The sequence below is a fragment of the Hyalangium ruber genome (genome assembly GCF_034259325.1).
GTDB lineage: Bacteria > Myxococcota > Myxococcia > Myxococcales > Myxococcaceae > Hyalangium_A > Hyalangium_A rubrum.
In genome coordinates this window covers 32031-53663 of record NZ_JAXIVS010000023.1, presented here as the reverse complement: position 1 = coordinate 53663, position 21633 = coordinate 32031, and the positions used below count along the sequence as shown (strand labels likewise).

Below are 21633 nucleotides of genomic sequence, written 5' to 3'. Positions count from 1 at the left end.
GCCATGGCGGACTACAAGGCGGTAGCCACGGAGCTCAAGGGGTTGGTCCAGAAGCTCGGCGTCTCCAAGAAGGAGCTGCAGGACATCCACGACCGGGGCGAGGCGGGGACGCGCGCCGAGGAGAGGGTGAAGGAGGTGGAGGCGGCGCTCCTCGCCGTCCAGGACATCGTGCGCAAGACGGAGCTCACCGAAGCCGAGCGGCAGCGGAAGATCGCCCAGCTGGAGGCGGACCTGGAGCTGTTGGAGATCATCAACAGCACCAGCCCGGACTTTCAGGAGCGGCTGTCGGCGCAGCGGCACATCACCCGGTGTCTGGCGGTGCTGGGCACCTACAAGGCGGCGAGCGTCCTGCGCATCGAGCAGCTCCTGGACGACAACAAAGACGAACTCAAGACCATCCTCGCCGAGGCGGCCAAGGACATCGCGGCCCGGCAGAACCTGCAGCGGGTGCTCAAGGGCGTCGAGGTGCTGCTGCGCGCCACGGCCTTCACCGCGGCGCTCACCTCGAAGCTGGCCATCGCGGCGGCCTAGCGCACGTGAACGCTCCCTGGATGGAGAAGTATCGGTGGATGCGCTTCCCGCTCGCCGTGTTCGCGATGAGCCGGGTGGCCATTGTTCTGCTCTCGCATTGGGGGCTGAGGATCGACCCCCGGCTGCACCGGGGCGCGGCCATCCTGGATCATCCGGGCGTGGACTCCCTGTGCTGGTGGGACTGTGGCTGGTTCGTCCGCATCGCCCAGCTCGGCTACCAGGACCCACTCTGGTCCAACTTCTTCCCGCTGTTCCCCCTGCTGGGCCGCTGGCTGCATCAGCTCACGGGGATGCCGCTGCCCTATGCGCTGGTGCTGTGGGCCAACCTGTTTGGCGCGGCGGGGCTCGTGGTCACCTACCGGCTGTTCGAGGCGCTGGAGGGGGAGTCGGTGGCCCGCACCGGCGTGGCCCTGCTCGCCGCGTGGCCGTTCAGCTTCTTCCACGCGACGGGCTACCCCGAGTCCCTGATGTTCCTCACCAGCGTGACGGCCATTTACCTGGCCCTGCGCGGGCGGCATCTGTGGGCTGGGGTGGTGCTGGGCGTGGGAATCCTCGGCCGGCACCTGACCGTCGTCGCCGGGCTGTCGCTGCTCGTCATGCAGTTGCTGGAGCGGGGACGCAAGCCGCTGCGCTTCGTGTTCCACCCCGCTTTCCTGGGGCTGGTGCTGCCCTTCGTGGTGGCCGGTACCTACAGCGTCTTCCTCGCGTATCGCTTTGGCGATCCGCTCGCGTTCCTGCACGCGCGCTCCGAAGGGTGGGGCGAGGGCGCCTGGTATGGGCTGGGGCAGTATTTCTCGGATACCTCGCGGTGGGAGCCGCAGATCCACGCGTATGTGGTGCTCTCGGCCATCCCGGGCGTGGGCGCGCTGGCGCTGCTGTCCCGGCGCCAGTGGTGGGGGCTGGCGGGGTTTGGCGTGGGGCTGATGATCGCCCTCTGGTGCATCGGCCTGCTGGGGCTGGGGCGCTACACGCAGGCCTGCTGGCCCGCGTTCCTGCCGATGGCGTACCTGCTGGAGAAGTACCCTGACTTCCGCACGCCGGTGATTACGGCGTTCGCCATGCTCCAGGGCCTGTTCCTCTTCCTGTTTACCCACTCGTACCCCATCAACTGAGGGCGGCGGGGATCAGCTCCAGTCGGAGTGGACGAAGCCCGCCTCGGGCTTGTCCCGGCGCTGGTAGGTGTGGGCGCCGAAGGCGTCGCGCTGGGCCTGGGTGAGGTTCTGCGGCAGCTCGGCGCTGCGGTAGCTGTCGAAGTACGCCAGGCTCGAGGAGAACACCGGCACGGGGATGCCCAGCCGCGTCGCCGTGCCCACCAGCTGCCGCCACGCTGGCGCCATCTTCGTCAGCACCGGCGCGAAGGCCTCCGAGACGATGAGGTTGGGCAAGTCCGGCTGCTGGGTGAAGGCCTCTCGCAGCGGGGTGAGCAGCTTCGCGCGGATGATGCAGCCGCCACGCCAGATGCGGGCCATCTCCGCCAGCGACACGTTCCAGTGGTACTCCTTCGAGGCCGCCTGGATGAGGCGCATGCCCTGCGCATAGGTGACGACCCGCGCGGCGTAGAGCGCGTCGTGCGCCCAGGAGATGAGGTTCGCCTTCTCCTCGGCCGTGAGCGTGAGGGGCGGCGCGGGGAGCTTCGCGCTCGCGGCCACGCGCTCGTCCTTCATCGCCGAGAGGTTGCGCGCATCCAGCGCCGAGGCGATGGAGGGCACGGGGATGCCCAGGTCCAGCGACACCTGCACCGTCCACTTGCCGGTGCCCTTCTGGCCCGCCTTGTCCAACACCAGGTCCACCAGCGGCTTGCCCGTCTCCGCATCCTTCTTGCGCAGCACCTTGAGGGTAGTCTCCAGCAGGAAGGACTCGGCGATGCCCTCGTTCCACTTCGTGAAGGTGTCCGCTAGCGCGTCCGCAGACAGACCCAGGCCCCGGCGCAGCACGTCGTACGTCTCCGCCAGCAGCTGCATGTCCGCGTACTCGATGCCGTTGTGGACCATCTTCACGAAGTGGCCCGCGCCATCCGGACCCACGTGGGTGACACACAGGCCGGACTCCGCGCGAGCGGCGATCGCCTCCAGCACGGGGCGCAGCAGGGCGTAGGCCTCGGCGGGGCCTCCGGGCATCAGCGAGGGACCGTGGCGTGCGCCCTCCTCGCCTCCGGAGACGCCCATGCCGATGAAGTGCAGGCCCTTCTCCCGGTAGGCCTTCTCGCGGCGCTGGGTGTCCTGGAACCAGGAGTTGCCCCCGTCGATCACCACGTCTCCCGGGGAGAGCAGCGGTGTCAGCCGGTCCATCATCTGGTCCACCGCCGCGCCCGCCGTCACCATCAGCAGGATGCGGCGCGGGCGCTCGAGCATGCCGACGAATTCCTCCAGCGAGCCCGTACCCTTCATCTCCGGGTGCCCGTGCTTCGCGTGGATCTCGTCAATCTTCTCCGGGTGCCGGTCCCACGCCGCCACCTTGAAGCCGCGGTCGGCGATGTTGAGCGCGAGGCTGGCGCCCATCACGCCCATGCCAGCCACTCCGAACTGGAACTTCGCTGCTGAGGTCATCTGGCTCTCCTCGTGGCGCCGCGACTCGCTCGGCGCCTTCAACTCATTGCCCCGCCGCCGCCCGATCCATGATCCACACGGCCTGCGCGATCCGCGCCGACGGGAGGTCCTCTCCCGCCAGCACCCGCCGCACCGCGTCCCGCTTGCCCGCGCCGGACACCACGAACAGCGCCTGCCTCGCTCCGGACAGCACCGGCAGGGTCAACGTCAGCCGCCACGGTGGTGGCTTGGGGCCCACCACCGCCAGCACCCGCCGCTCCTTCTCCTGCAATTCCGAGCCGCCCGGAAACAGCGAGGCTGTGTGACCGTCCTCGCCCATGCCCAGCACCACCACGTCCAGCACCGGGGGCAGCAAGGCCTCGTAGTCCCGCGCGGCCGCGTCCCGGTCCTCGCGCTCCCCCTCCATGCGGTGGACCTGCTCACGCTTGATGCCCAGCGGGCGCAGCAGCGTCTCCTCCGCGAGCAGGTAGTTGCTCTCCGGATGGTCCGGCGGCACGCAGCGCTCGTCCGCGAAGTAGAAGTCCACTCGCTCCCACGGCAGGTCCTTGCCCGCGAGCTGGCGGTAGATGGGGCCCGTTGTCTTCCCTCCCGAGAGCGCGATGCTGCACCGGCCGCCGCCCGCGAGTGCCCGGGTGAGCGCCTCGGTGAGCCACTCCGCCGCGCGCGGAACCAGCGCCTCCGCCTCCACGACGATGGGGGCGGGCCGGCTCACTTGAGCACCGTCCAGCGCCGCCCCTCTTTCGAGAGCATCGCCGCCGCCGCATCCGGCCCCGCGCTGCCTGGCGCGTACGTGTGGATGGGCCCTCCCACTCCCGACTCCAGCGCCTGGAGGATGGGCGTCACGTACGCCCACGCCTGCTCCACGCTGTCCTTGCGCGCGAACAGGGTGGCGTTGCCGCGCATGCAGTCCAGCAGCAGCCGCTCGTAGGCCTCCGGTACCGGCTTGCGGAAGCTCTCCGCGTAGGCGAAGTCCATGGTGACGCCGGCGATGCTCACGTCCTCTCCCGGCACCTTGGACTCGAACGAGAGCGCGATGCCCTCCTGCGGCTGGATGCGCAGCCGCAGCACGTTGGGCTCCAGCCGCTGGCAGGCGTCGCTCGTGGAGAACAGGCTGATGGGCACCGGCTTGAAGTGGATGGACACCTCCGTCACCCGCTTGGACAGCTTCTTTCCCGCGCGCAGGTAGAAGGGCACGCCCTTCCAGCGCCAGTTGTCCACGTTCATCCGCATCGCCACGTAGGTGGGCGTGCGCGAGTCCTTCGCCACGCCCTGCTCCTCTCGGAAGCCCTGGTACTGGCCCACCACCACGTGGCTGCCCACCTCGCCGCCCTCCACCGAGCGCAGCGCGCGGAACACCTTGTTCTTCTCGTCGCGGATGTCCTCCGCCCCGAACGAGGTGGGCGGCTCCATCGCGCACAGCGCCAGCACCTGCAACAGGTGGTTCTGCACCATGTCGCGGATGACGCCCGTCTCGTCATAGAAGCGCCCGCGCCCGCCCTCCATGCCGAGCGTCTCCGCCGCCGTAATCTCCACGTGGTCCACGTAGTTGCGGTTCCACAGCGGCTCGAAGATGGTGTTGGCGAACCGGAACACCAGCAGGTTCTGCACCGTCTCCTTGCCCAGATAGTGGTCGATTCGGAAGATCTGCCGCTCGTCCAGCACGGAGGCCAGGTTGCGGTTGAGCTCGCGCGCTGTCTCCAGGTCCCTGCCGAAGGGCTTCTCGATGACGAGTCGCCGCCAGGGCTTCTGGCCGGGCTGCTCCTCGCGCGGCAGCAGCCCCGCTCCCGCCAGGCCCTTGAGCAGCGTGGGGAAGGTGGAGGCGGGCGTGGCCAGGTAGTAGAGCTGGTTGCCCCCTGTGCCCTGGCGCTTCTCCGTGGCCTCCAGCCGCTCGCGCAGCCGCGCGAAGGCGGCCGGGTCGTCATACCCGCCGGAGATGCACTCCAGCCGCGAGGCGAAGTGCTCCCAGGCGGCTTCGTCCAACGGCTGCGTACGGGCGAAGCGCTGGAGGCCCTCCTTCACCTGCGCGCGGAAGGCGTCGTCGTCCTGCGCCGAGCGGCTGAAGGCCACCAGCCCGAAGTGCTCGGGCAAGAGCCCCGAGCGCTGCAGCTCGAAGAGCGCGGGGAAGAGCTTGCGCTGGGCCAGGTCTCCCGTGGCGCCGAAGAGCACCACGATGCACGGGTCCGGCCGGCCCGCGGAGACGATCGGCTCGCCCTCGCGCGGGGTGGTTTCGATGTGGAGACCCTGCGCTTCCATGCTGGCTCCCTCCGAAGACGGCGGTAGTTGTGCGGCTACACCTTATAAAGCTTTGTCCTGGGCTTTGCCGGCCGGACTCACGCGCCGAGCAGTGCCTTCCAGTCCTGGGCTTGTGCCCAGTCCTCGAAGGAGCGCCAGCCCACCTCGGGGTGGTCTCGGCGCAGGGCGGCGATGTCGGCGCTGTAGCCCACCTTTTCGAACCACTCGAACATGCGGGCCAGGTCCTCGCTGCGCGCACGCACCTGCTCGATGGGCACCTCCATGTAGCGCAGCGGCTTGCCGGAGACGCGCGAGAAGGTGGCGGCGAGCTGCTCCCCGGTCAGCTCGTTGGAGGCGATGTCCACGCGCCTGCCCTGGAACTTCTCGCGCTGCTCCAGCACCAGCGCTCCGAAGGCGCCGATCTCCTCCACGGAGATCTGCTGCAGCGGGCGCTTCGCCGAGAGGGCCATGGCGACGACACCCTGGGCCTTCATGCCGCCGACGAACATGGGGCTGAGGAGGTTGTCCTGGAAGAAGGCGGGCGCGACGATGGTGTAGGGGACCCCCGCCTTGGCCAGGTGCTGCTCGACGGCGAACTTGCTGTCGAAGTGGGGGATGCCGGTGTTGCGGTCGGCTCCTCCCACCGAGCTGTAGACGATGTGCTTCACGCCCGCGGCCTTGGCGGCGTCCACGGCGGTGATGCCCTGGCGCGTCTCGGTGCTCTCGCCCGCCTCGAAGGGGGTGCCCATGATGTAGACGGCGTCCACGCCGCTCATCGCGCGCGCCAGCGAGTCGCGGTCATCGAAGTCGCCCACGGCCAGCTCCGCGCCGAGTTTCTGCAGGGCCAGGGCCCCCTTGGAGTCCGGCTTGCGGGTGAGGGCGCGCACCTTGTGGCCCTTCTTGAGCAGCGCGCGGGCGACCGAGCCGCCCTGCTGGCCCGTGGCACCGGTGACGAGGACGGTCAGGGACTGGGACATGGGATTCTCCTGGAAGTGAGGGGACGTATCTCACCTGGAGCAAGGGCAGTGCCAGCTTCCAAGGCCTTGATTTGTCGTGCCGTCACATTTCGGTGATTCTCGTTTTGAGAGAGTGGAGGCCCAGGATGAGTAGAGCCTGCGGTATGCTCGGTCCTTCGAGGAGATGCATGCGGCCACCTCTCATCAGCACCTCGTGCCTTCGACGGGTCGCCGCTGGAGTTCTGGTCGCCGGAGTTCTGGGCGGATGCGCTCACGGCCCCAACACCGTGACGGGGCGCATTACCCCTCAGCACTTCAAATTCACGACGGTGACCGCGGTATCACGTAGGGCGCCGAGCGGGTGGAGGGCTGTCTGCATCCACGCCCGTATGACCCAAGGGGACTCCGGCGCCACGACCGTTTGTAAGTTCGAGGTGGGGTTGCCGGTACGCAATCAGCAGCAGGGAGACATTCCCTTGGAAGATGCGCAACGGGTCGCGGCGTATCGGGCCAACCGCTCCGCGCATACGGTTCTATCCAAGGCGCACGCTGGGGAGATGTTGGCGGTGCTGTGCCTTGCCTTCAAGGAGGAGTACGAGCGAGTGCTGGGTGAGCAAATCCAAGGGGCGCGCGTCTCGGAATGCGTCACGCAGGGCGTGGAGACGGTGTACTTCGATCTCCCGCGTGGTGTTGCGCCATGAGTGACTTCACTCGGGAGGAGCTCATCCGGGTCGCACACCACTATTACCCCGTGGGCTTCCCCGTGGAGACAGACACTCCCGAGCAGCCCCTTCACCCCTATCAGCGTACCGCCGAGTATGGGCGGTGGCTCGCGGCCTGGGAGCAGGCACTGGCCTGGAAGGATTGGGACAGCCTGCTGGATGCGGTCCATGAGGCGTTTCCCGGTGATGAAGCGGGAGATGTCACCCAGCCGAGGATGGCGGCCTGCCTTCGCTGCTGCCTCTACCGGAAAGAATCGCAAGCCGATGGCGGCCAACGCGTGACCCGGGTCGTTGCTGCCGTCAGTGTGTTGGCGCCTGTGTACCGTGTCTATGTGACGACCCAGGCCATCTGGTTTCGCCAGCGCTCCACGCCCGCGCAGCTCTTCCTGGAGCCTCCAAGCGAAGTGCGTCCTCTCGCGGGCACGCTCGCACTCCTCATCGAGCGCGTCCTCGGATACAGGCCTTTTCCCCTCCCGCTGGCGGAGGTGGCTTTGCCAGAACTTCGCGTGGGCTACCTCAAGAGGGCTCAGCCCACGCTGCTCACCGCCTTGCTCTCGGACCGCCTGGAGAATCTGCCCTGAGCGACGCTCCTGCTCCGGGCGGGCCCAGAAGGTGGTATTTCCTGGGGCCATGACTTCCTCTCCCGTGGCTCTCATCACCGGTGGCTCGCGCGGCGTGGGCCGCTGCGTCTCCTTGCGGCTCGCCAAGGCGGGCTATGACATTGTCTCCACCTACCGGCGTGACGAGGAGTCCGCCGCCTCGCTCACTCAGGAGGTGGAAGCGCTCGGGCGGCGCTGCCGCACCGTGGTCGCCGACCAGCTCGAGCCGGCCAGCCTCAATGGGGTGTTCGACACCATCCAGCAGGAGTTCGGCCGGCTGGATGCCTTCGTCGCCAACGCGGCCTCCACCGCCTTCGTGCCGCTGATGCAGATGAAGCTCCACCAGATGGACAAGACGTTCAACGTCACCGTGAAGAGCTTCGTGCTCGGCGTGCAGCGCGCCGTGCCCCTCATGGAGGGCCGCAAGGGCCGTATCGTCGCCGTCTCCGGCATGGACTCGCGCATGCCGCTGCCCTTCCATGGCTTCCTCGGCGCCATGAAGGGCTCCATGGAGGTGCTGGTGAAGTACTTCGCCGCCGAGCTCACCGGCTCTGGCATCCGCGTCAACGCCGTGAACCCGGGCTACATCGACACCGACTCCAGCCGCTTCTACATGGGCGAGGCCTGGAACGCCCTGGAGGCCCGCGTGAAGGACAACGTCCCCGTGGGCCACATCGCCAGCGCGGATGAGATTGCACGCCCCATCGAGTGGCTGTGCTCCGAGGCCTCCTCCTATATCAACGGGCAGACCATCGTCGTCGACGGTGGTCTGGAGGTGAACTACGCGATGAACTTCGCCGCCAACCTCACCCAGCCGACCCGGTGAGCCTCGGCTTGCCTCCTCGCTCGGAGCAGGAGCGGGGGAGCAGCGGGGCGGCTCACAAGGACCGACCTGGGGGCACTTCCTGGTTGGTTCTCGAGAGTGCGAGGCTCACCTCGTCCCCGCTGTCCGGCGCCTTCCTATGAAGTACCTCGTCACATGCTGGTTCTGGTTCGTGTTCCTGGTCACCGCGCCGGTGTGCGTGGTGCTCGGAGCGTCGCTGTGGCTCGTCTCCCTGCCGTTCGACCGGAACCGGGCCCTGCTGCACGCCTTCGTCTCCCGCTGGTGCCACTACCTCTACCTCCGGGCCATGCCCGGCTGGCGGGTGCGCGTGGAGGGCCGTGAGCGGCTGCCCCCGGGGCCGGTCATCATCGTCTCCAACCACCAGTCCGCGGCGGACATCCTGTGCGCCATGGGCCTGTTCCATCCGTTCAAGTTCGTCGCCAAGGCCTCCCTCTTCAACGTGCCCATGGTGGGGTGGCTGATGCGGCTCATGGAGTACGTGCCCGTGGTGCGCGGGCACGCCCACGCCATGGACCAGATGCTGGCCGACTGCCGAGGGTGGCTGCGACGCGGGGTACCGGTGCTCATCTACCCCGAGGGCACCTACGCCCCCACCCGCCAGCCAATGCCCTTCAAGCGCGGCGCCTTCCGCCTCGCCATCGAGGAGCAGGTGCCCGTGGTGCCCGTGCTGCTGGAGGGCACCACCGACGTCGTCGCTGGAGACGGGCCATGGATGGGGCCGCGCGCCTCGGTGCGCGTGCGCGTGCTGCCGCCGCTGCCGGTGGAGTCGCTCGGAAGTGACGACGTGGCGCTTGCCGAGCGCGTTCGCGCCCTCTATTTCGAGGCGCTCGGCTTGCCCCCGCTGCCCCAGGCGAGCACCGACGAAAGGAAGTCCGAGTGCGCCTGAGCCTCTTCCAGGTGGATGCCTTCAGTTCCCGCGTCTTCGGGGGCAATCCCGCCGCTGTCGTTCCGCTGGAGTCGTGGCTTCCGGACGCCACGCTCCAGGCCATCGCCCTGGAGAACAACCTCTCGGAGACCGCGTTCTTCGTGAAGGAGCCGGCCGGCTGGCACCTGCGCTGGTTCACTCCCGCGCAGGAGGTGGACCTGTGCGGCCACGCCACGCTGGGGGCGGCCTTCGTCCTCTTCCAGCACGTGCAGCCGGGCCTGGAGCGGGTGGAGTTCGCCTCGCGCTCCGGGCCGCTGGTGGTGACGCGGGACGGGGATTGGCTGGTGCTGGACTTCCCCTCCCGGCCTCCCAAGCCCCTGGCGATGTCCTCCGCGCTCGCCGAGGCGCTGGGGGCCGCTCCGCGCGAGCTGCTCGCCGCGCGGGACTGGGTGGCGGTGTTCGACTCCGAGGCCGAGGTGCGCGCGCTGCGCCCGGACATGGCGAAGCTCTCCGCGCTGAACACGTTCGCGGTGGCGGTGACGGCGCCCGGTACGGACGTGGACTTCGTCTCGCGCTTCTTCGCCCCTCGCGCGGGCGTGCCGGAGGATCCGGTGACGGGCTCGGCGCACTGCTCGCTGGTGCCCTACTGGGCAAAGCGGCTGGGCAAGTCGCGCCTGCGGGCCCGCCAGGTCTCCGCGCGCGGCGGGGAGCTGCGGTGCGAGGACCTCGGCGAGCGGGTGCATATCGCCGGACAGGCCGTGCTCTACCTCTCAGGGCACATCACCGTTTGAGCGGGTTCCCCAAGGCGCTCTGCTGAGTGCTCAACAGCGGAACATTCCCCTCGGCGGTGGCTCCGCTCGGAGCCGCGCCTGCGGTAGGGGTGGGGGATGAGCGAGGCAGGGGCTTCGGCCCGGCAGGTGGTCGACGGGGAGCGCTTGTCGATCTTCGACATCTGGCGCGTGGCGGTGGACGGCGTGGGCGTGGAGCTCGCGCCGGAGTGCGAGCGGGCCATCGAGGCCACCCATGCGCGGGTGCAGGAGTGGGGGCTGCGCCAGGAGCCTATCTACGGCGTCAACACCGGCTTCGGGGAGATGATCCGCGTCGCCATTCCTCCCGAGCATGGCTCTCAGTTGCAGTACAACCTGCTGCGCTCACACGCGGCGGGCTGGGGCGAGCCGTTCCCGGACGAGGTGGTGCGGGCGGTGATGGCGGTACGGCTCAACTGCCTGGCCCAGGGTTACTCCGGTGTCAGCATCGAGGGGGCTCACCTGCTTGAGGAGCTGATCAACCGGCGCATCCATCCGATCATCCCCCAGCAGGGCTCCCTGGGAGCCAGCGGTGACCTGGGGCCGCTGGCGCAGATGGCGCTGGCGCTCATCGGCGAGGGCGAGGTGCGCTACGAGGGCAGGCGGCGCAAGGCGGCCGTGGTGCTGGAGGAGCATGGGCTGCGGCCGCTCGTCCCCGGCTTCAAAGAGGGGCTGGCGCTGATCAACGGCACGGCGCCGATGACGGCGGTGGCGGCGCTGGCGCTCGTGGACAGCTACCACCTGCTGCGGCTGGCGCTGTTGGTGTCCGCCGACGTGGTGCAGTGCCTCGGAGGCTCCACCCAGCCCTTCGAGCACCGAGGCAACGCGCTGAAGAACCACGCGGGGCAGGTGTCGGTGGCGCGGGCGATGCGGGAGCTCCTGGCGGGAGGTTCCCTGGCGCGAGGGCACGAGGCGCTGATGGAGGCCATGCGCGCCCAGGCTCCAGCGGGCGCTGGAGTGGTGGACACGAAGATGTACCTGCAGAACGCCTACTCGCTGCGCGCGGTGCCCCAGGTGCTGGGCATGGTGGTGGAGACGCTGGACTTCTGCCGGCGCGCCGTCGAGGAGGAGGCCAGCTCCGTCAACGACAACCCGCTCATCTTCGACACGCCGGAGACGAGCTTCCACGGGGCCAACTTCCACGGCCAGTACGTCGCCATGGCGTGCGATTACCTCAATATCGCGCTCACGGAGGTGGGCGTGCTGGCCGAGCGGCAGCTCAACCGGCTCGTGGATCCGCACCTCAATGGCGCGCTGCCGGCGTTCCTGGCGTACAGGAACACGGGGCTGGGCCTGGGCTTCCAGGGCGGGCAGTACCTGGCGGTCAGCATCGCCTCGGAGAACCAGAACCTGGCGGCGCCATCGTCCATCAAGTCCATCTCCTCCAATGGGCAGAACCAGGACGTGGTGAGCATGGGGCTGACGGCGGCGCGGCGCTCGCGCCAGTTGGTGGAGAACGTGGGGACCATTCTCGCGGTGGCGGTGGCGGCCTGCCGGCAGGCCTCGCACCTGTTGCCCCCGGGAGACGCCGAGCGCTTGAGCCCCGTGGTGCGCGAGTTCCACGCACGGATGCCGGTGCTCCGCGAGCCGTACCGGGACGACGTACCGCTCAACGAGCTCATCGCCGAGGTGCGCCAGTGGGTGATGGGGCGCGAGGCGCGGGCCTTCCTGGAGGCCAAGGTCGTGCTCGGCGAGCGCGAGACGCCGTGACGCAACTGGCAGTCGCCGCGAGGCGATTCGTCGCTAACATGCGCGGCCATGGCCGAAGCACTCAAGACGTTCTTCGATGAGGGCGCGGTACGCCGTATCGCCGCCATGCTGCGCACCGCCTGGTCCGCCTTCCCCGAGCGTCGCTTCGTGGCGGAGGCCTCCGAGGGCCTTGGCTCGCTGGAACTCATGGACCGTGCGCGCCACATCAAAAGTGCCCTGCACCGCGCCCTGCCCACCGACTTCGAGCACGCCGCGAACATCCTCGTGGGCTCGCTCGGGCCAGGGCTGGAGCAGACCGAGGGCCATGGCATGTCCGTGTTCCTCTACCTGCCCCACGTCCTCTATGTCGCTGAGCATGGGCTGGGGCACTTCGAGCCCGCCATGCGCCTGCAGTACGAGCTCACCCAGCGCTTCACCGCGGAGTTCTCCATCCGCCCTTATCTGGAGCGCTACCCACGCGAGACCCTTGCGCGCCTGCGCCAGTGGGCCAGAGACCCCAGCGTCCATGTTCGCCGACTGGTCTCCGAGGGCACGCGGCCTCGGTTGCCCTGGGCTCCCCGGCTCCGCGCCTACCAGCGGGACCCGGCACCTGTGCTGGAGTTGCTCGAGCTGCTCAAGGATGACCCGGAGAGCTACGTCCAGCGCTCCGTCGCCAACAACCTGAATGACATTGGCAAGGACCACCCGGACCTGCTCGTCGCCACCTGCGAGCGCTGGAGCCGGGACGCGCCCGCAGCGCGGGGGTGGATCATCCGCCATGCGCTCCGCTCCGCGGTGAAGCGAGGGGATCGGCGTGCCCTCGCGCTGCTGGGCTTCGAGGGCTCCGCCACGCTGGACGTCACGGCCACCTTCAAGCCCAAGCGCGTGAGCATCGGGCAGTCCGTGCAGGTGACGCTGCACGTGGCCAACCGCTCCTCGAAGCGCCAGAAGGCCATGGTGGACCTGGTCGTTCACTTCATCAAGGCTCGGGGTACTCCTCGCCCCAAGGTCTTCAAGGGGGGCGCGGTGGAGCTGGCACCGGGAGCTGTGACGACGCTCCAGAAGACCGTGTCGCTGGCGGACCTGACCACGCGCCAGCACTACCCGGGGACACACCGCGTGGAGGCGCTCGTCAACGGGCTCGCCGCCTCCGTGGGTGCCTTTACCGTCACCCTGGCTTCCCGCGAGGGGTGACGGGCACCAGCAGGCCGGCGCGCTCCAGGGCCTGATGAACGTGAGCGGCCAGCTCCACGTGGGAAGGGCTGGAGACGGTGAATCGCTCGGGAGTGAGAGTGACCAGGGTGCCCAGGCCCTCCACGGGCTCGACGCGCACGGGGGAGGGGAGAGGCGGCACGGGGCCGCGACGCTGGGAGAAGTACATCACCCAGCCGACGAAAGTGCCCGCGCTCGCGCGCTGTGCCGTCTGCTCTCGGTGCTCATGGGAGGTGGCGATGGCCCAGTCGGGCTCCCAGCCGAGAGCCATGGCGCGCAGGACTTCTCCCAGCACCGGCCCGGTCAATACCCGGTCCACAAGAGGGCCCGTGGCAGGCAGGTTGAGGACGCACGAATTGCCTACGGGATCGATGTATGCGCCGCACAAGAAGCGCAGATACGCATGGTCGCGCTGCTGCTTCCCGGGTTGCATGCCATTGTCCGCGGTGACCTGGAAGCCCAGGTCCTGGATGACGCCACCCGTGTCGTTTCGGATCCTGTTCTGCTCGAACGTTTCTTGAAGGGTGGGGAGGTCTGTTTCGAGGGGACGGGGAACCTGCCCTCGGGACCTGGGAGGAAGGAACCATCGAGCGAAGAAGGCGTCATGCCGTGCGAGAGCCTGGAAGAAGCGCTGCGCGCGCCGCGCACATGCTTCGGCGTTCTCCTGGCGCGGGCCCCAATAGGCTCCCGCATAGTAGGTCTCGTTCAATTCCGCCGCTCCTCAGCGCATGGGTGGCGCGTGGATGATCTCAATGGCTTCATGCAAGGCGTCGCCTAGGAGCCTGCGGATGGCCCGTGCCGCCTTGGCCTCCGCGACGTACCAGCGGATGGGCACGCCATTGGCAACCCGGAGTTGTCGCTGGGCGTTTTCAACCATCTCCCTGGCACCTGTCTCCCGGAACCAATACGCGGGCTCCAGGGTGTCCAGGAACTTGTTGTCATAACCCGGGCCTTTGGCGTCCACCAGGAAGCCGTCCTTGTGCCCGTCGAAGTCGAACTTCTCTCCGCCGCGCTCGACCCGGTAGACCCAGCCCTCGGGTGCATCTGTTATCTGAGACTGGTACTTGCGTGAGCGTGGAGACATGCCCTCGTTCTTGGGTATCCACCTGCCAGGACCTCCAGGCGGAGGCTTCCAGGATGAATCGCGTGGGGCTCCTCCATCTCCGCCACCGCCCGCCCCATGCTGGGTCATGTGGAGGATGTAGAGGGCACCTGGCGCCGCGCTGATCGCCGTCACGGTGCTGCTGGCGGGGAGCGCCACCCTTTCGAGCGTCAACGCACCCTGCGCGGACAGGGACAGGACTGGCACTCGGAGGCTCCCCAGCGTGCTGCCGACGGACGCCAGCCGCGTGCTGCCCGCTCCCGCTGTCACGCCGATCAGCACGAGGTTCGTGACGATGCGCGAGACGAGGCGAACCCGCTCACCGTGCGTCACGGCGCGGAAGTGCGCGTAGTGGGCCGGAGCATTCTCCAGCAGGGCACGGACGGTGGCAGGCAGTCGGGACAGCCCCTCCAGGCTGTCGAGCGGGTGGAGCACCAGCGCGACGATGCCGCCGATGGTGTCGGCCACCGCGGAGTTGGCACCTTCCAACATCGGGCCCAACGTGTCCTCATCCGGAACATAGACGCCGGCAACGGCCGCATCCGGGTGGATGTCCAGTGTGCTGTCCACGGGATAGAGGAAGCGCCCCCGAGGCAGGTAGAAGGGACCGACCTCGAAGCCCTCCGCGCGAAGTGCTTCGCGCGCGAACTGCACGTCCCCGACGTGTTGGACGGCTCTGCCCGTGGTCGCGCGCACCAGATAGCCATCGGGTCGTAGCACCAACAGAGGAACGAAGCGGCGCATGCGCTCGTGCAGCACCTGGCTTCGGATTGGCGCCTCTCCCTGAGCCACCTCCAGCAGCAGGTGCGCGGCCATGCGCCAGGGGCCGAAGTCGTTCAGGGGCACCTTCGCGGCCAGCACGAGGTTGAGCAGGCGCACCGCCTCGTCCGGGGTGAGCTGGCGCCTGTTCTGAGGCAGGGCAGATGGGGCAACGCCTGAGCGCACCAGCAGTCCCGCGAAGTAGTCGACATCGACCAGGGCGCCATCAATGCGGCCCACCTCTCCGCGGGAGGAGGCGCCGAGCGGGGGCGCGGTGTGGATGCGTCGGCTCTGCTGCAGCTGGGAAGTGCGCCGCGGGAGCTTCCCGGATGTGGATGCGCAAGAACTCAGGCTCAGTGCCAGCACTGCCGCCAGGGAGCGCCAGCCTGGGAAGCCCTGAGGAGCATGGCGGGAAGGCATAGGCATCTCTCGGGAACGCGTCGAAGATGATGGGCACGGCGCAGGGTCGCCATTCTGCCTGCCGCCCACGCCTGCCTGCCCATCGCGGCATGTGGGATCGCCTCGCTCCACCTGCGAGGGTGGGTTACCTGCGCAAGTGCCCGAAATTCCACGCTGAATCGCGCATGTCAGACCGAGGGTGTAAGCGAGCCCCCGCCTGGTGCTTGGACCGGGTACGTGGAGTGTTGGAGGCTGCGCGCGCGGCCGAGGAGGGGTGGTACCGGATGCGTCTGCTGCACACGTCGGACTGGCACCTGGGGCATACGCTCTATGACGTCTCGCGGGAGGCGGAGCACGCCGCCTTCCTGGACTGGCTCCTGGAGACCCTGGAGGCCCAGGGCGTGGATGCGCTCCTCATCGCCGGGGACATCTTCGACACCTCCAATCCCAGCGCCGAGGCCCAGGCCGCCTGGTACCAGTTCATCGCCCGCGCCCGGCGCAAGCTGCCCAAGCTGGACGTCGTCGTCATCGGCGGCAACCACGACTCCGCCGCTCGGCTGGATGCCCCGGACCCGCTCTTCTCCGCCCTTGGCGTGCGCGTGGTGGGCGGGGTGCCTCGAACCCGTGGCGCGCTCGACTTCGAGCGTCTGCTGGTTCCGCTGCACGACGCGCGCGGGAAGGTGAGAGCGTGGGTGGCCGCCGTGCCCTACCTTCGCCCCGCGGACCTGCCCCTGGTGCCCACCGAGGGAGACCGGCTCGTCGATGGCGTGCGCGAGGTCTATGGCCTGACGTTGGAGGCTGCTCGCCGGCGCCGGCAGCCCGGGCAGGCCCTGGTCGCCATGGGCCACTGCTACATGGTGGGCACCGAGCTGTCCCAGCTCAGCGAGCGGAAGATTCTTGGCGGCAACCAGCACGCGCTTCCGGTGGACCTCTTCCCCGAGGATGTGGCGTATGCGGCCCTGGGACACCTGCACAAGGCGCAGCGCGTGGGCGGGCGCGAGGGCGTGCGCTACAGCGGCTCGCCCCTGCCGCTCTCCCTGAGCGAGAGGCACTACCACCATCAGGTGTTGCTCGTGGAGTTGGACGGGGAGGCGCTGAGCTCGGTGAGGCCGCTGTCCGTGCCTCGCACCGTGGACATGCTGCGCGTACCCGAACGGGACGCCCTTCCCCTGGAGGAGGTGCTCGTCAAGCTCGAGGCCCTGCCGGAGGTGGACCCCGAGGCTCCCGAGCGGGCGCGGCCCTATCTGGAGGTATGCGTGTCGCTGCCTCGGCCCGAGCCCGCGCTGCGGCGCAAGGTGGAGGCGGCCCTGGAGAGCAAGGATGTGCGGCTGGTGAAGCTCTCGCCCGCGTACACCGGCACGGGCCTGGCGCTGGCCGAGGCCCAGCCGAGCCTCTCCCTGCGCGAGCGCACTCCCGAGGACGTCTTCAAGGCCCGCTACGCCCGTGACTACCAGGAGCCCATGGCCCTTCCGTTGCTCGAGGCTTTCCACACCCTGCTCACCCAGGTCCAGGAGGACGCGTCATGAAGATCCTCGCCATCCGTGGGCGCAACCTGACGAGCCTCTCCGGAGACTTCGCGCTGGAGTTGGATCAGGCGCCGCTCGACAAGCTGGGCCTGTTCGCCATCACCGGGGCCACCGGCTCGGGCAAGAGCACGCTGCTCGATGCCATGTGTCTGGCCCTCTTCGACCGTACCCCTCGGCTGGAGGGGCGCGGGGGTGTGCCGGTGGTGCGCCCCGGGGTGGAGGAAGAGGATCCGCTGCTGTCCCATGACGTGCGCGGGGTGCTGCGCCGTGGTGCCGCCGAGGGCTTCGCCGAGGTGGACTTCCTGGGCAAGGACGGCCGGCGCTACCGCGCCCGGTGGCTCGTGCGGCGGGCGCGCAACAAGGCCGAGGGCCGCTTCCAGCCCCAGGAGCTCTCCCTCACGGACGTGGAGGCGGGGCAGGCGTTCGGGCGCACCAAGTCCGAGGTGCTCAAGGCCATCGAGCAGAAGCTGGGGCTGTCCTTCGACCAGTTCCGTCGCTCGGCGCTGCTGGCGCAGGGCGACTTCGCCGCCTTCCTCCGAGCCAACGCAAGTGAGCGCGCGGAGCTGCTGGAGCGCATGACGGGCACGGAGGTGTACAGCCAGCTCTCCATCGCCGCGTACGAGCGCCACAAGGCGGAGCAGACCGAGCTGGGACGGAGGGAGGCCGGACTGGCCGCCATCTCCCGGCTGACGGACGAGGAGCGAGTGGCGGCGGAAGGTACGCTGGCCTCGGAGGAGACGGCGCGCGTCACGGCGGAAGGTGTGCTGGCGGCGGCCGTGGCGGCGGCGGAGTGGTACTCGGGGCGGGCCAAGCTGGTGGAAGGGGAGCGGGAAGCCTCGGTGGCCCAGGCCCGGGCGGCGGAGGCGGTGGAGGCAGCGGCGCCTCGCGAGGTGTTCCTCTCCCGGGTGCGCGCGGCGGAGGCCTTCCGCGCGCCAGTGGTCGCGGTGGAGAAGGCGGAGCGCGGGCTGACGGAGGCTTCGGCGGCCCAGGTGCTGCGTGCCTCCGAAGCGGAAGCGGCGCTCGCGACGGCGGGTGCGCGCAAGGCCGAGCTGGCGCGGGCGGAGAAGGCGCGCGCGGTGGCGGTGGCGGCGGAGGAGACGGCGGCTCCGGCGCTGGCCGAGGCAGCGCGCTTGGATGCGCAGTTGGTCGTGGAGCGCCGTGAAGCGCTGGAGACCTCGCAGCGGGCGGAGGCTTCTCGCGCGGCCGAGAAGCAGCAGCGTACGGTGCTGGCGGGCATCACCGCGCAAGAGGCGGCGGCGCGCACGGCGGCGGAAGGAGCCCAGGCGTGGCTGGCCGGGCATGCGCATCTGGAGCCGCTCGCACGTGAGTGGCCGCGCTGGGAGGCGGAGCTCATCCGCCATGAGCGCTCGGTTCAGGCAGAGCAGCAAGCGCGGGCGCAGGCCACGCGGCTGGGCGGAGAGAAGGAGAAGCTGCGCGCGGCGGCGGAGCTGCGGCGCCAGGAGCGACAGTCCGCCGCCGATTCCACGGAGATGGCGCAGGCCACGGCCACGCACGCCGAGGCGGCGGTGGGAGAGGACTCGGGCGCCGCGCGACGGGCGCAGCGTGAGTCCCTATTGGCGCGGCAGGAAGCGCTGCGGACACTGGGGACGGCGCGGGAAGGCGCGGTCGCGGAAGCGACCACGGAGCGAGATGTGCGCGCGGAGGCGGAGGCCGCGCTGAGCGAGGCGGAGGCTGCGGGATCCGAGGCCCGGGGCACGGCGGCTCGGCTCGTGGAATTGAATGCGGAGCTGAAGGAGGCCGGGCGGGCGCTGGCGCGGGCCCAGGCAGCCCAGGGGCTTTCCTCCTACCGGGCCGCGCTGCAGCAGGGAGAGCCCTGTCCGCTGTGCGGTGCGAAGGAGCACCCCTACGGCAGCGCCGAGGCTGCGCTCGACGGGCTCGTTGTCGAAGCCACCGCGCGTGTGAAGGCGCTGGAGGCGGAGAAGACGGAGGCAACGAGGACGGAGGCGGCGGCCAGTGCCCGAGAGAAGGCGGCCCGTCCCCGGCAGGCCAAGGCGGAGGCCCGGCGAGCCGAGGCGGCGATGCGTCTCACAGCCCACCGTCAGGCGTGGCAGAAGGCGCGTTCGCTCCTCGAGCAGCCACTGCCGCCCGAGGAGCCAGAAGACGCGAAAGCCCAGGCGTGGCTCCAGGAAGCCCTGAAGGAAGCCCAGGAGCGGCTCGTCGCGGTACGGGCCGAGGAGGAGGCCGCGGAGGCCCGAGCCCGCAAGGCGAAGGAGGCCCGCGCCGCGCTGGAGACCTGGCGCGCGCGGCTGGAGTCGGCCGTGGAGGCGCAGCGGCGGGCCGAGGATGCGCTGGCCGAGGCCGAGCGGGCGCTGCGGCAGGCCGAGCACGAGGCCGAGCAGGCCGGGGCGGCACGGCGCCAGGGGCTTACGGAGCTGGCACCGGCCTTCACGGGCTGGAGCGACTGGGAGGCGCGGCTCGTGGCGGAGCCGGCCCGCTTCCGCAAGCAGTGTGCGGAGCAGGTATCCGGCTGGAACGGCCATCAAGAGGAGCTGCGGGCCGCTCAGGCGCGTGAGGCCGAGGCGCGGCAGGGCCGGGCGGCGGCCGAGGCCAAGGCGGAGACCCTGCGTGAGACGGCCGAAGAGCACGCCCGCGTCTGGACCCGGGCGAACGAGGCGCTCCAGGCCACGCAGGCCGCGCGCGGGAAGGTGCTGGCGGGCCGGCCCACCGAGGAGGTCCGCGCGTCGCTGCACGCGGCCGTGGACACGGCCACCCAGGCACATGAGCTGGCACGGAAAGCGGCGGAGTCCGCGGGCCAGGCCGCCGCGATGTCCACCGCGCGAGCCGAGGAGGCCGCCAAGGCGCGCAACGCAGCCGCCGAGGCGCTGGAGCAGGCCCAGAGCACGCTCGAGGCGCTGCTGAAGCAGCAGGCCGTGACGCGGGAAGATGTGAAGGCCCTGCTCGCGCGAGGCGCCGCCTGGTGCGAGGACGAGGCCCGGGCGCTGGCGGTGCTGCGCGAGGCGCAGGCCAAGGCGGGGGCGGTGCTCGAGGAGCGCCGAGCCTCCCGCGCGCGGCACGAGGCTTCGGGGCCGCCCAGCCTGCCCGAGCCCGAGGTGGCGGCCGCCTGCGAGCGCGCGCGGGTGGAGGTGGAGACCCGCCGCACCGCCGCCGCTCGCTGCAAGGCCCGGCTCGACCAGGACGACGACGCCCGCAGGCGTCACGGCGCGGAAGCCCAGGCACTGGAGGAGCGCCGCCGAGCGGCCGAGGTCTGGAAGACGTTGCAGGAACTCATCGGCTCGGCGGACGGCAAGAAGTTCAAGGTGTTCGCCCAGAGCCTCACCCTGGACGCGCTACTGCTGCACGCCAACACCCACCTGCAGGAGCTCGCCCGCCGCTACCGGCTGATGCGCGTGCCGGGGCATGACCTGGACCTGCAGGTGGTGGATCAGGACATGGGCGATGAGATTCGCGGCCTGGCGAGCCTCTCCGGCGGCGAGTCGTTCCTCGTCTCGCTGGCCCTGGCCCTGGGGCTGGCCTCGCTCTCCTCGGAGACGACGCAGGTGGAGACGCTCTTCATTGACGAGGGCTTCGGCACCCTGGACCCGGAGACGCTGGAGGTGGCGCTGGCCACGCTCGATGCCCTCCAGGCCACGGGGCGGCAGGTGGGCATCATCTCCCACGTGTCCGGGCTGGCCGAGCGCATCGGCGTGCAGGTGCGCGTGGTGAAGCAGGGTGGGGGGCGCAGCCGCCTCGTCGTGGAGGCCGAGGGCAGCCTCGCCCTCGTGCCCGAGCCGCCCGCCCCGGGACGGGGAAAGAAGGTGGCCTAGCCGGCGAGGCTCGCCAGGTACCGGTCCAGCGTTTCCGCGAAGGTGGGGTCATCGCTGAGGAACGCGAGCCCCACGCCGCCCTTGTACGGGTCGTCCACCACGTGGACCACCAGGGCCTCGCCCTGGAGCCGCTCGCCATTGGGCAGTCGCAGGTCCACCTTCACGATGGTGTCGATGGGCGGCCGGTGGGCCGTGCGCACGAAGAGGCCGCCGTTGGAGATGTTCGTGGCGTGCTCGCGCACGAAGTCCAGCTCCGTGCGGAACTCCATCTCCAGTTGGACCGGGAAGCGCCGGGCGCGGCGGTTCTCCGGCCCCGCGGGAGGCTGCAGCTCTTCCTGCGCCTCCTCGACCTCCTCCTCCGGCTCCACCGTCTCGAGCGGCTCGATGGGCTCGGCTTCCTCCTCCGCCTCTTCCACGCCGACCAGGGGCTCATCGACGACATCGGTCCCCAGGGGCTCATCGCCACCCGCCGCGGCCTGAGCGCCACCCGCCGCGGCAGCCGGAGCCTGGCCCGCCCAGACGGCGGCCGCGTTCGGAGGCGGAAGGCCCGTCGGAGGCAGGATCGGCTTCAGCCCACGCGCGGTGATGGCCTCCAGGTGCTCCTTGAGGGAGCTGGCCGCCTCCCAGTAGTTCGTCGTGGTGATGATGTTGCCGCCCGTGAAGGCGGCGGCGCGGAAGGCATCCCGCTCGGCCTTGGGCAGGCGCCACAGCTCCACCAGGGTGCCCTTGCTCGCCTTGATTTCCCAGGCGAAGCGGTCCATCTCCATGCGGGGGAAGGTGGACATCTCCAGCTTGAGCTCGAGGTTGGCCTCGTTTTCCCGCAGCGCGACGACGATCTCGACGGGCTGCGTGGAGGGCAGCAGCTCATCGATGGCCTCCACGATACCCGCCACGTGGCCCGGGATGGCGGAGGCATTCCACAACGCTGCGAGACTGAAGGTAGGCACGTCCCGGGAACATACCCGAGTCATTCCCGGCCTCCACATCTAGGATGCGAAAGTTCTCCCAACCCGTCAGGGAGTGGGCGCTAGACCCCTCCCTGCAGGGCTGTAGCACGGCC

18 protein-coding genes are annotated in these 21633 nt (G+C 69.8%); 11 read left to right on the top strand and 7 right to left on the bottom strand.

All coding sequences use genetic code 11. The annotated features are described in order from the left end of the window. The first annotated feature begins 3 nt into the window (after window positions 1-3). Both SYV04_RS40635 and SYV04_RS40630 read left to right on the top strand, forming a co-directional pair. Window positions 4-531 carry a hypothetical protein gene (locus SYV04_RS40635; RefSeq protein WP_321551477.1) on the top strand — a complete coding sequence of 176 codons (528 nt, stop codon included), beginning with the start codon at window positions 4-6 and terminating at the stop codon, window positions 529-531. Window positions 532-569: 38 nt separating this feature from the next. After that, window positions 570-1643 carry a glycosyltransferase family 39 protein gene (locus SYV04_RS40630; protein WP_321551476.1) on the top strand — a complete coding sequence of 358 codons (1074 nt, stop codon included), beginning with the start codon at window positions 570-572 and terminating at the stop codon, window positions 1641-1643. 12 nt (window positions 1644-1655) lie between these two features. On the opposite strand, the gene gndA is transcribed toward SYV04_RS40630, so the two are convergent. The 4 genes from gndA to SYV04_RS40610 form a co-directional block, all read right to left on the bottom strand. Then, complete coding sequence (gndA, locus tag SYV04_RS40625; protein ID WP_321551475.1) at window positions 1656-3077, bottom strand: NADP-dependent phosphogluconate dehydrogenase; 1422 nt, start codon at window positions 3075-3077, stop codon at window positions 1656-1658. Window positions 3078-3120: 43 nt separating this feature from the next. Then, complete coding sequence (pgl, locus tag SYV04_RS40620; protein WP_321551474.1) at window positions 3121-3789, bottom strand: 6-phosphogluconolactonase; 669 nt, start codon at window positions 3787-3789, stop codon at window positions 3121-3123. Continuing rightward, window positions 3786-5330 carry a glucose-6-phosphate dehydrogenase gene (zwf, locus tag SYV04_RS40615; RefSeq protein WP_321551473.1) on the bottom strand — a complete coding sequence of 515 codons (1545 nt, stop codon included), beginning with the start codon at window positions 5328-5330 and terminating at the stop codon, window positions 3786-3788. Before zwf ends, pgl begins: the two co-directional genes overlap by 4 nt. A gap of 77 nt (window positions 5331-5407) precedes the next feature. Beyond that, window positions 5408-6286 carry an NmrA/HSCARG family protein gene (locus SYV04_RS40610; RefSeq protein WP_321551472.1) on the bottom strand — a complete coding sequence of 293 codons (879 nt, stop codon included), beginning with the start codon at window positions 6284-6286 and terminating at the stop codon, window positions 5408-5410. 368 nt (window positions 6287-6654) lie between these two features. Between SYV04_RS40610 and SYV04_RS40605 the strand changes: the two genes are divergently transcribed. The 7 genes from SYV04_RS40605 (at window position 6655) to SYV04_RS40575 (ending at window position 12984) form a co-directional block, all read left to right on the top strand. Then, window positions 6655-6966, top strand: a complete 312-nt coding sequence (locus SYV04_RS40605; protein ID WP_321551471.1) for a hypothetical protein — start codon at window positions 6655-6657, stop codon at window positions 6964-6966. Beyond that, window positions 6963-7568, top strand: coding sequence for a hypothetical protein (locus SYV04_RS40600; protein ID WP_321551470.1), 606 nt, complete (start codon window positions 6963-6965; stop codon window positions 7566-7568). The genes SYV04_RS40605 and SYV04_RS40600 overlap by 4 nt, the downstream gene beginning before the upstream one ends. A gap of 49 nt (window positions 7569-7617) precedes the next feature. Next, window positions 7618-8412, top strand: coding sequence for an SDR family oxidoreductase (locus SYV04_RS40595; protein ID WP_321551469.1), 795 nt, complete (start codon window positions 7618-7620; stop codon window positions 8410-8412). A 136-nt stretch (window positions 8413-8548) separates the two neighbouring features. Then, window positions 8549-9316 carry a lysophospholipid acyltransferase family protein gene (locus SYV04_RS40590; RefSeq protein ID WP_321551468.1) on the top strand — a complete coding sequence of 256 codons (768 nt, stop codon included), beginning with the start codon at window positions 8549-8551 and terminating at the stop codon, window positions 9314-9316. Further along, on the top strand, window positions 9307-10086 hold the full coding sequence (locus tag SYV04_RS40585) for a PhzF family phenazine biosynthesis protein (RefSeq protein ID WP_321551467.1): 780 nt from the start codon (window positions 9307-9309) through the stop codon (window positions 10084-10086). The genes SYV04_RS40590 and SYV04_RS40585 overlap by 10 nt, the downstream gene beginning before the upstream one ends. A 96-nt stretch (window positions 10087-10182) precedes the next feature. Then, window positions 10183-11811, top strand: coding sequence for an HAL/PAL/TAL family ammonia-lyase (locus tag SYV04_RS40580; protein WP_321551466.1), 1629 nt, complete (start codon window positions 10183-10185; stop codon window positions 11809-11811). A gap of 48 nt (window positions 11812-11859) precedes the next feature. After that, entirely contained in the window at window positions 11860-12984 is a 1125-nt protein-coding gene (locus tag SYV04_RS40575; protein WP_321551465.1) for a DNA alkylation repair protein, read from the top strand. Here SYV04_RS40575 and SYV04_RS40570 read toward each other — a convergent pair. Both SYV04_RS40570 and SYV04_RS40565 read right to left on the bottom strand, forming a co-directional pair. Continuing rightward, window positions 12959-13711, bottom strand: a complete 753-nt coding sequence (locus tag SYV04_RS40570; protein ID WP_321551464.1) for an immunity 52 family protein — start codon at window positions 13709-13711, stop codon at window positions 12959-12961. The genes SYV04_RS40575 and SYV04_RS40570 overlap by 26 nt on opposite strands. Before the next feature lie 12 nt (window positions 13712-13723). Next, a complete protein-coding gene (locus tag SYV04_RS40565) occupies window positions 13724-15103 on the bottom strand; it encodes a Tox-REase-5 domain-containing protein (RefSeq protein ID WP_321551463.1) in 1380 nt (459 codons plus the stop codon). Between the two features lie 443 nt (window positions 15104-15546). Between SYV04_RS40565 and SYV04_RS40560 the strand changes: the two genes are divergently transcribed. Further along, complete coding sequence (locus tag SYV04_RS40560) at window positions 15547-16788, top strand: exonuclease SbcCD subunit D C-terminal domain-containing protein (protein WP_321551462.1); 1242 nt, start codon at window positions 15547-15549, stop codon at window positions 16786-16788. Then, window positions 16785-20573 carry an AAA family ATPase gene (locus SYV04_RS40555; protein ID WP_321551461.1) on the top strand — a complete coding sequence of 1263 codons (3789 nt, stop codon included), beginning with the start codon at window positions 16785-16787 and terminating at the stop codon, window positions 20571-20573. Before SYV04_RS40560 ends, SYV04_RS40555 begins: the two co-directional genes overlap by 4 nt. Here the strand turns inward: SYV04_RS40555 and SYV04_RS40550 are convergent. Then, window positions 20570-21544: a TIGR02266 family protein gene (locus SYV04_RS40550; RefSeq protein WP_321551460.1), complete on the bottom strand. Its 975-nt coding sequence runs from the start codon at window positions 21542-21544 to the stop codon at window positions 20570-20572. The genes SYV04_RS40555 and SYV04_RS40550 overlap by 4 nt on opposite strands. Between the last annotated feature and the right edge of the window lie 89 nt (window positions 21545-21633).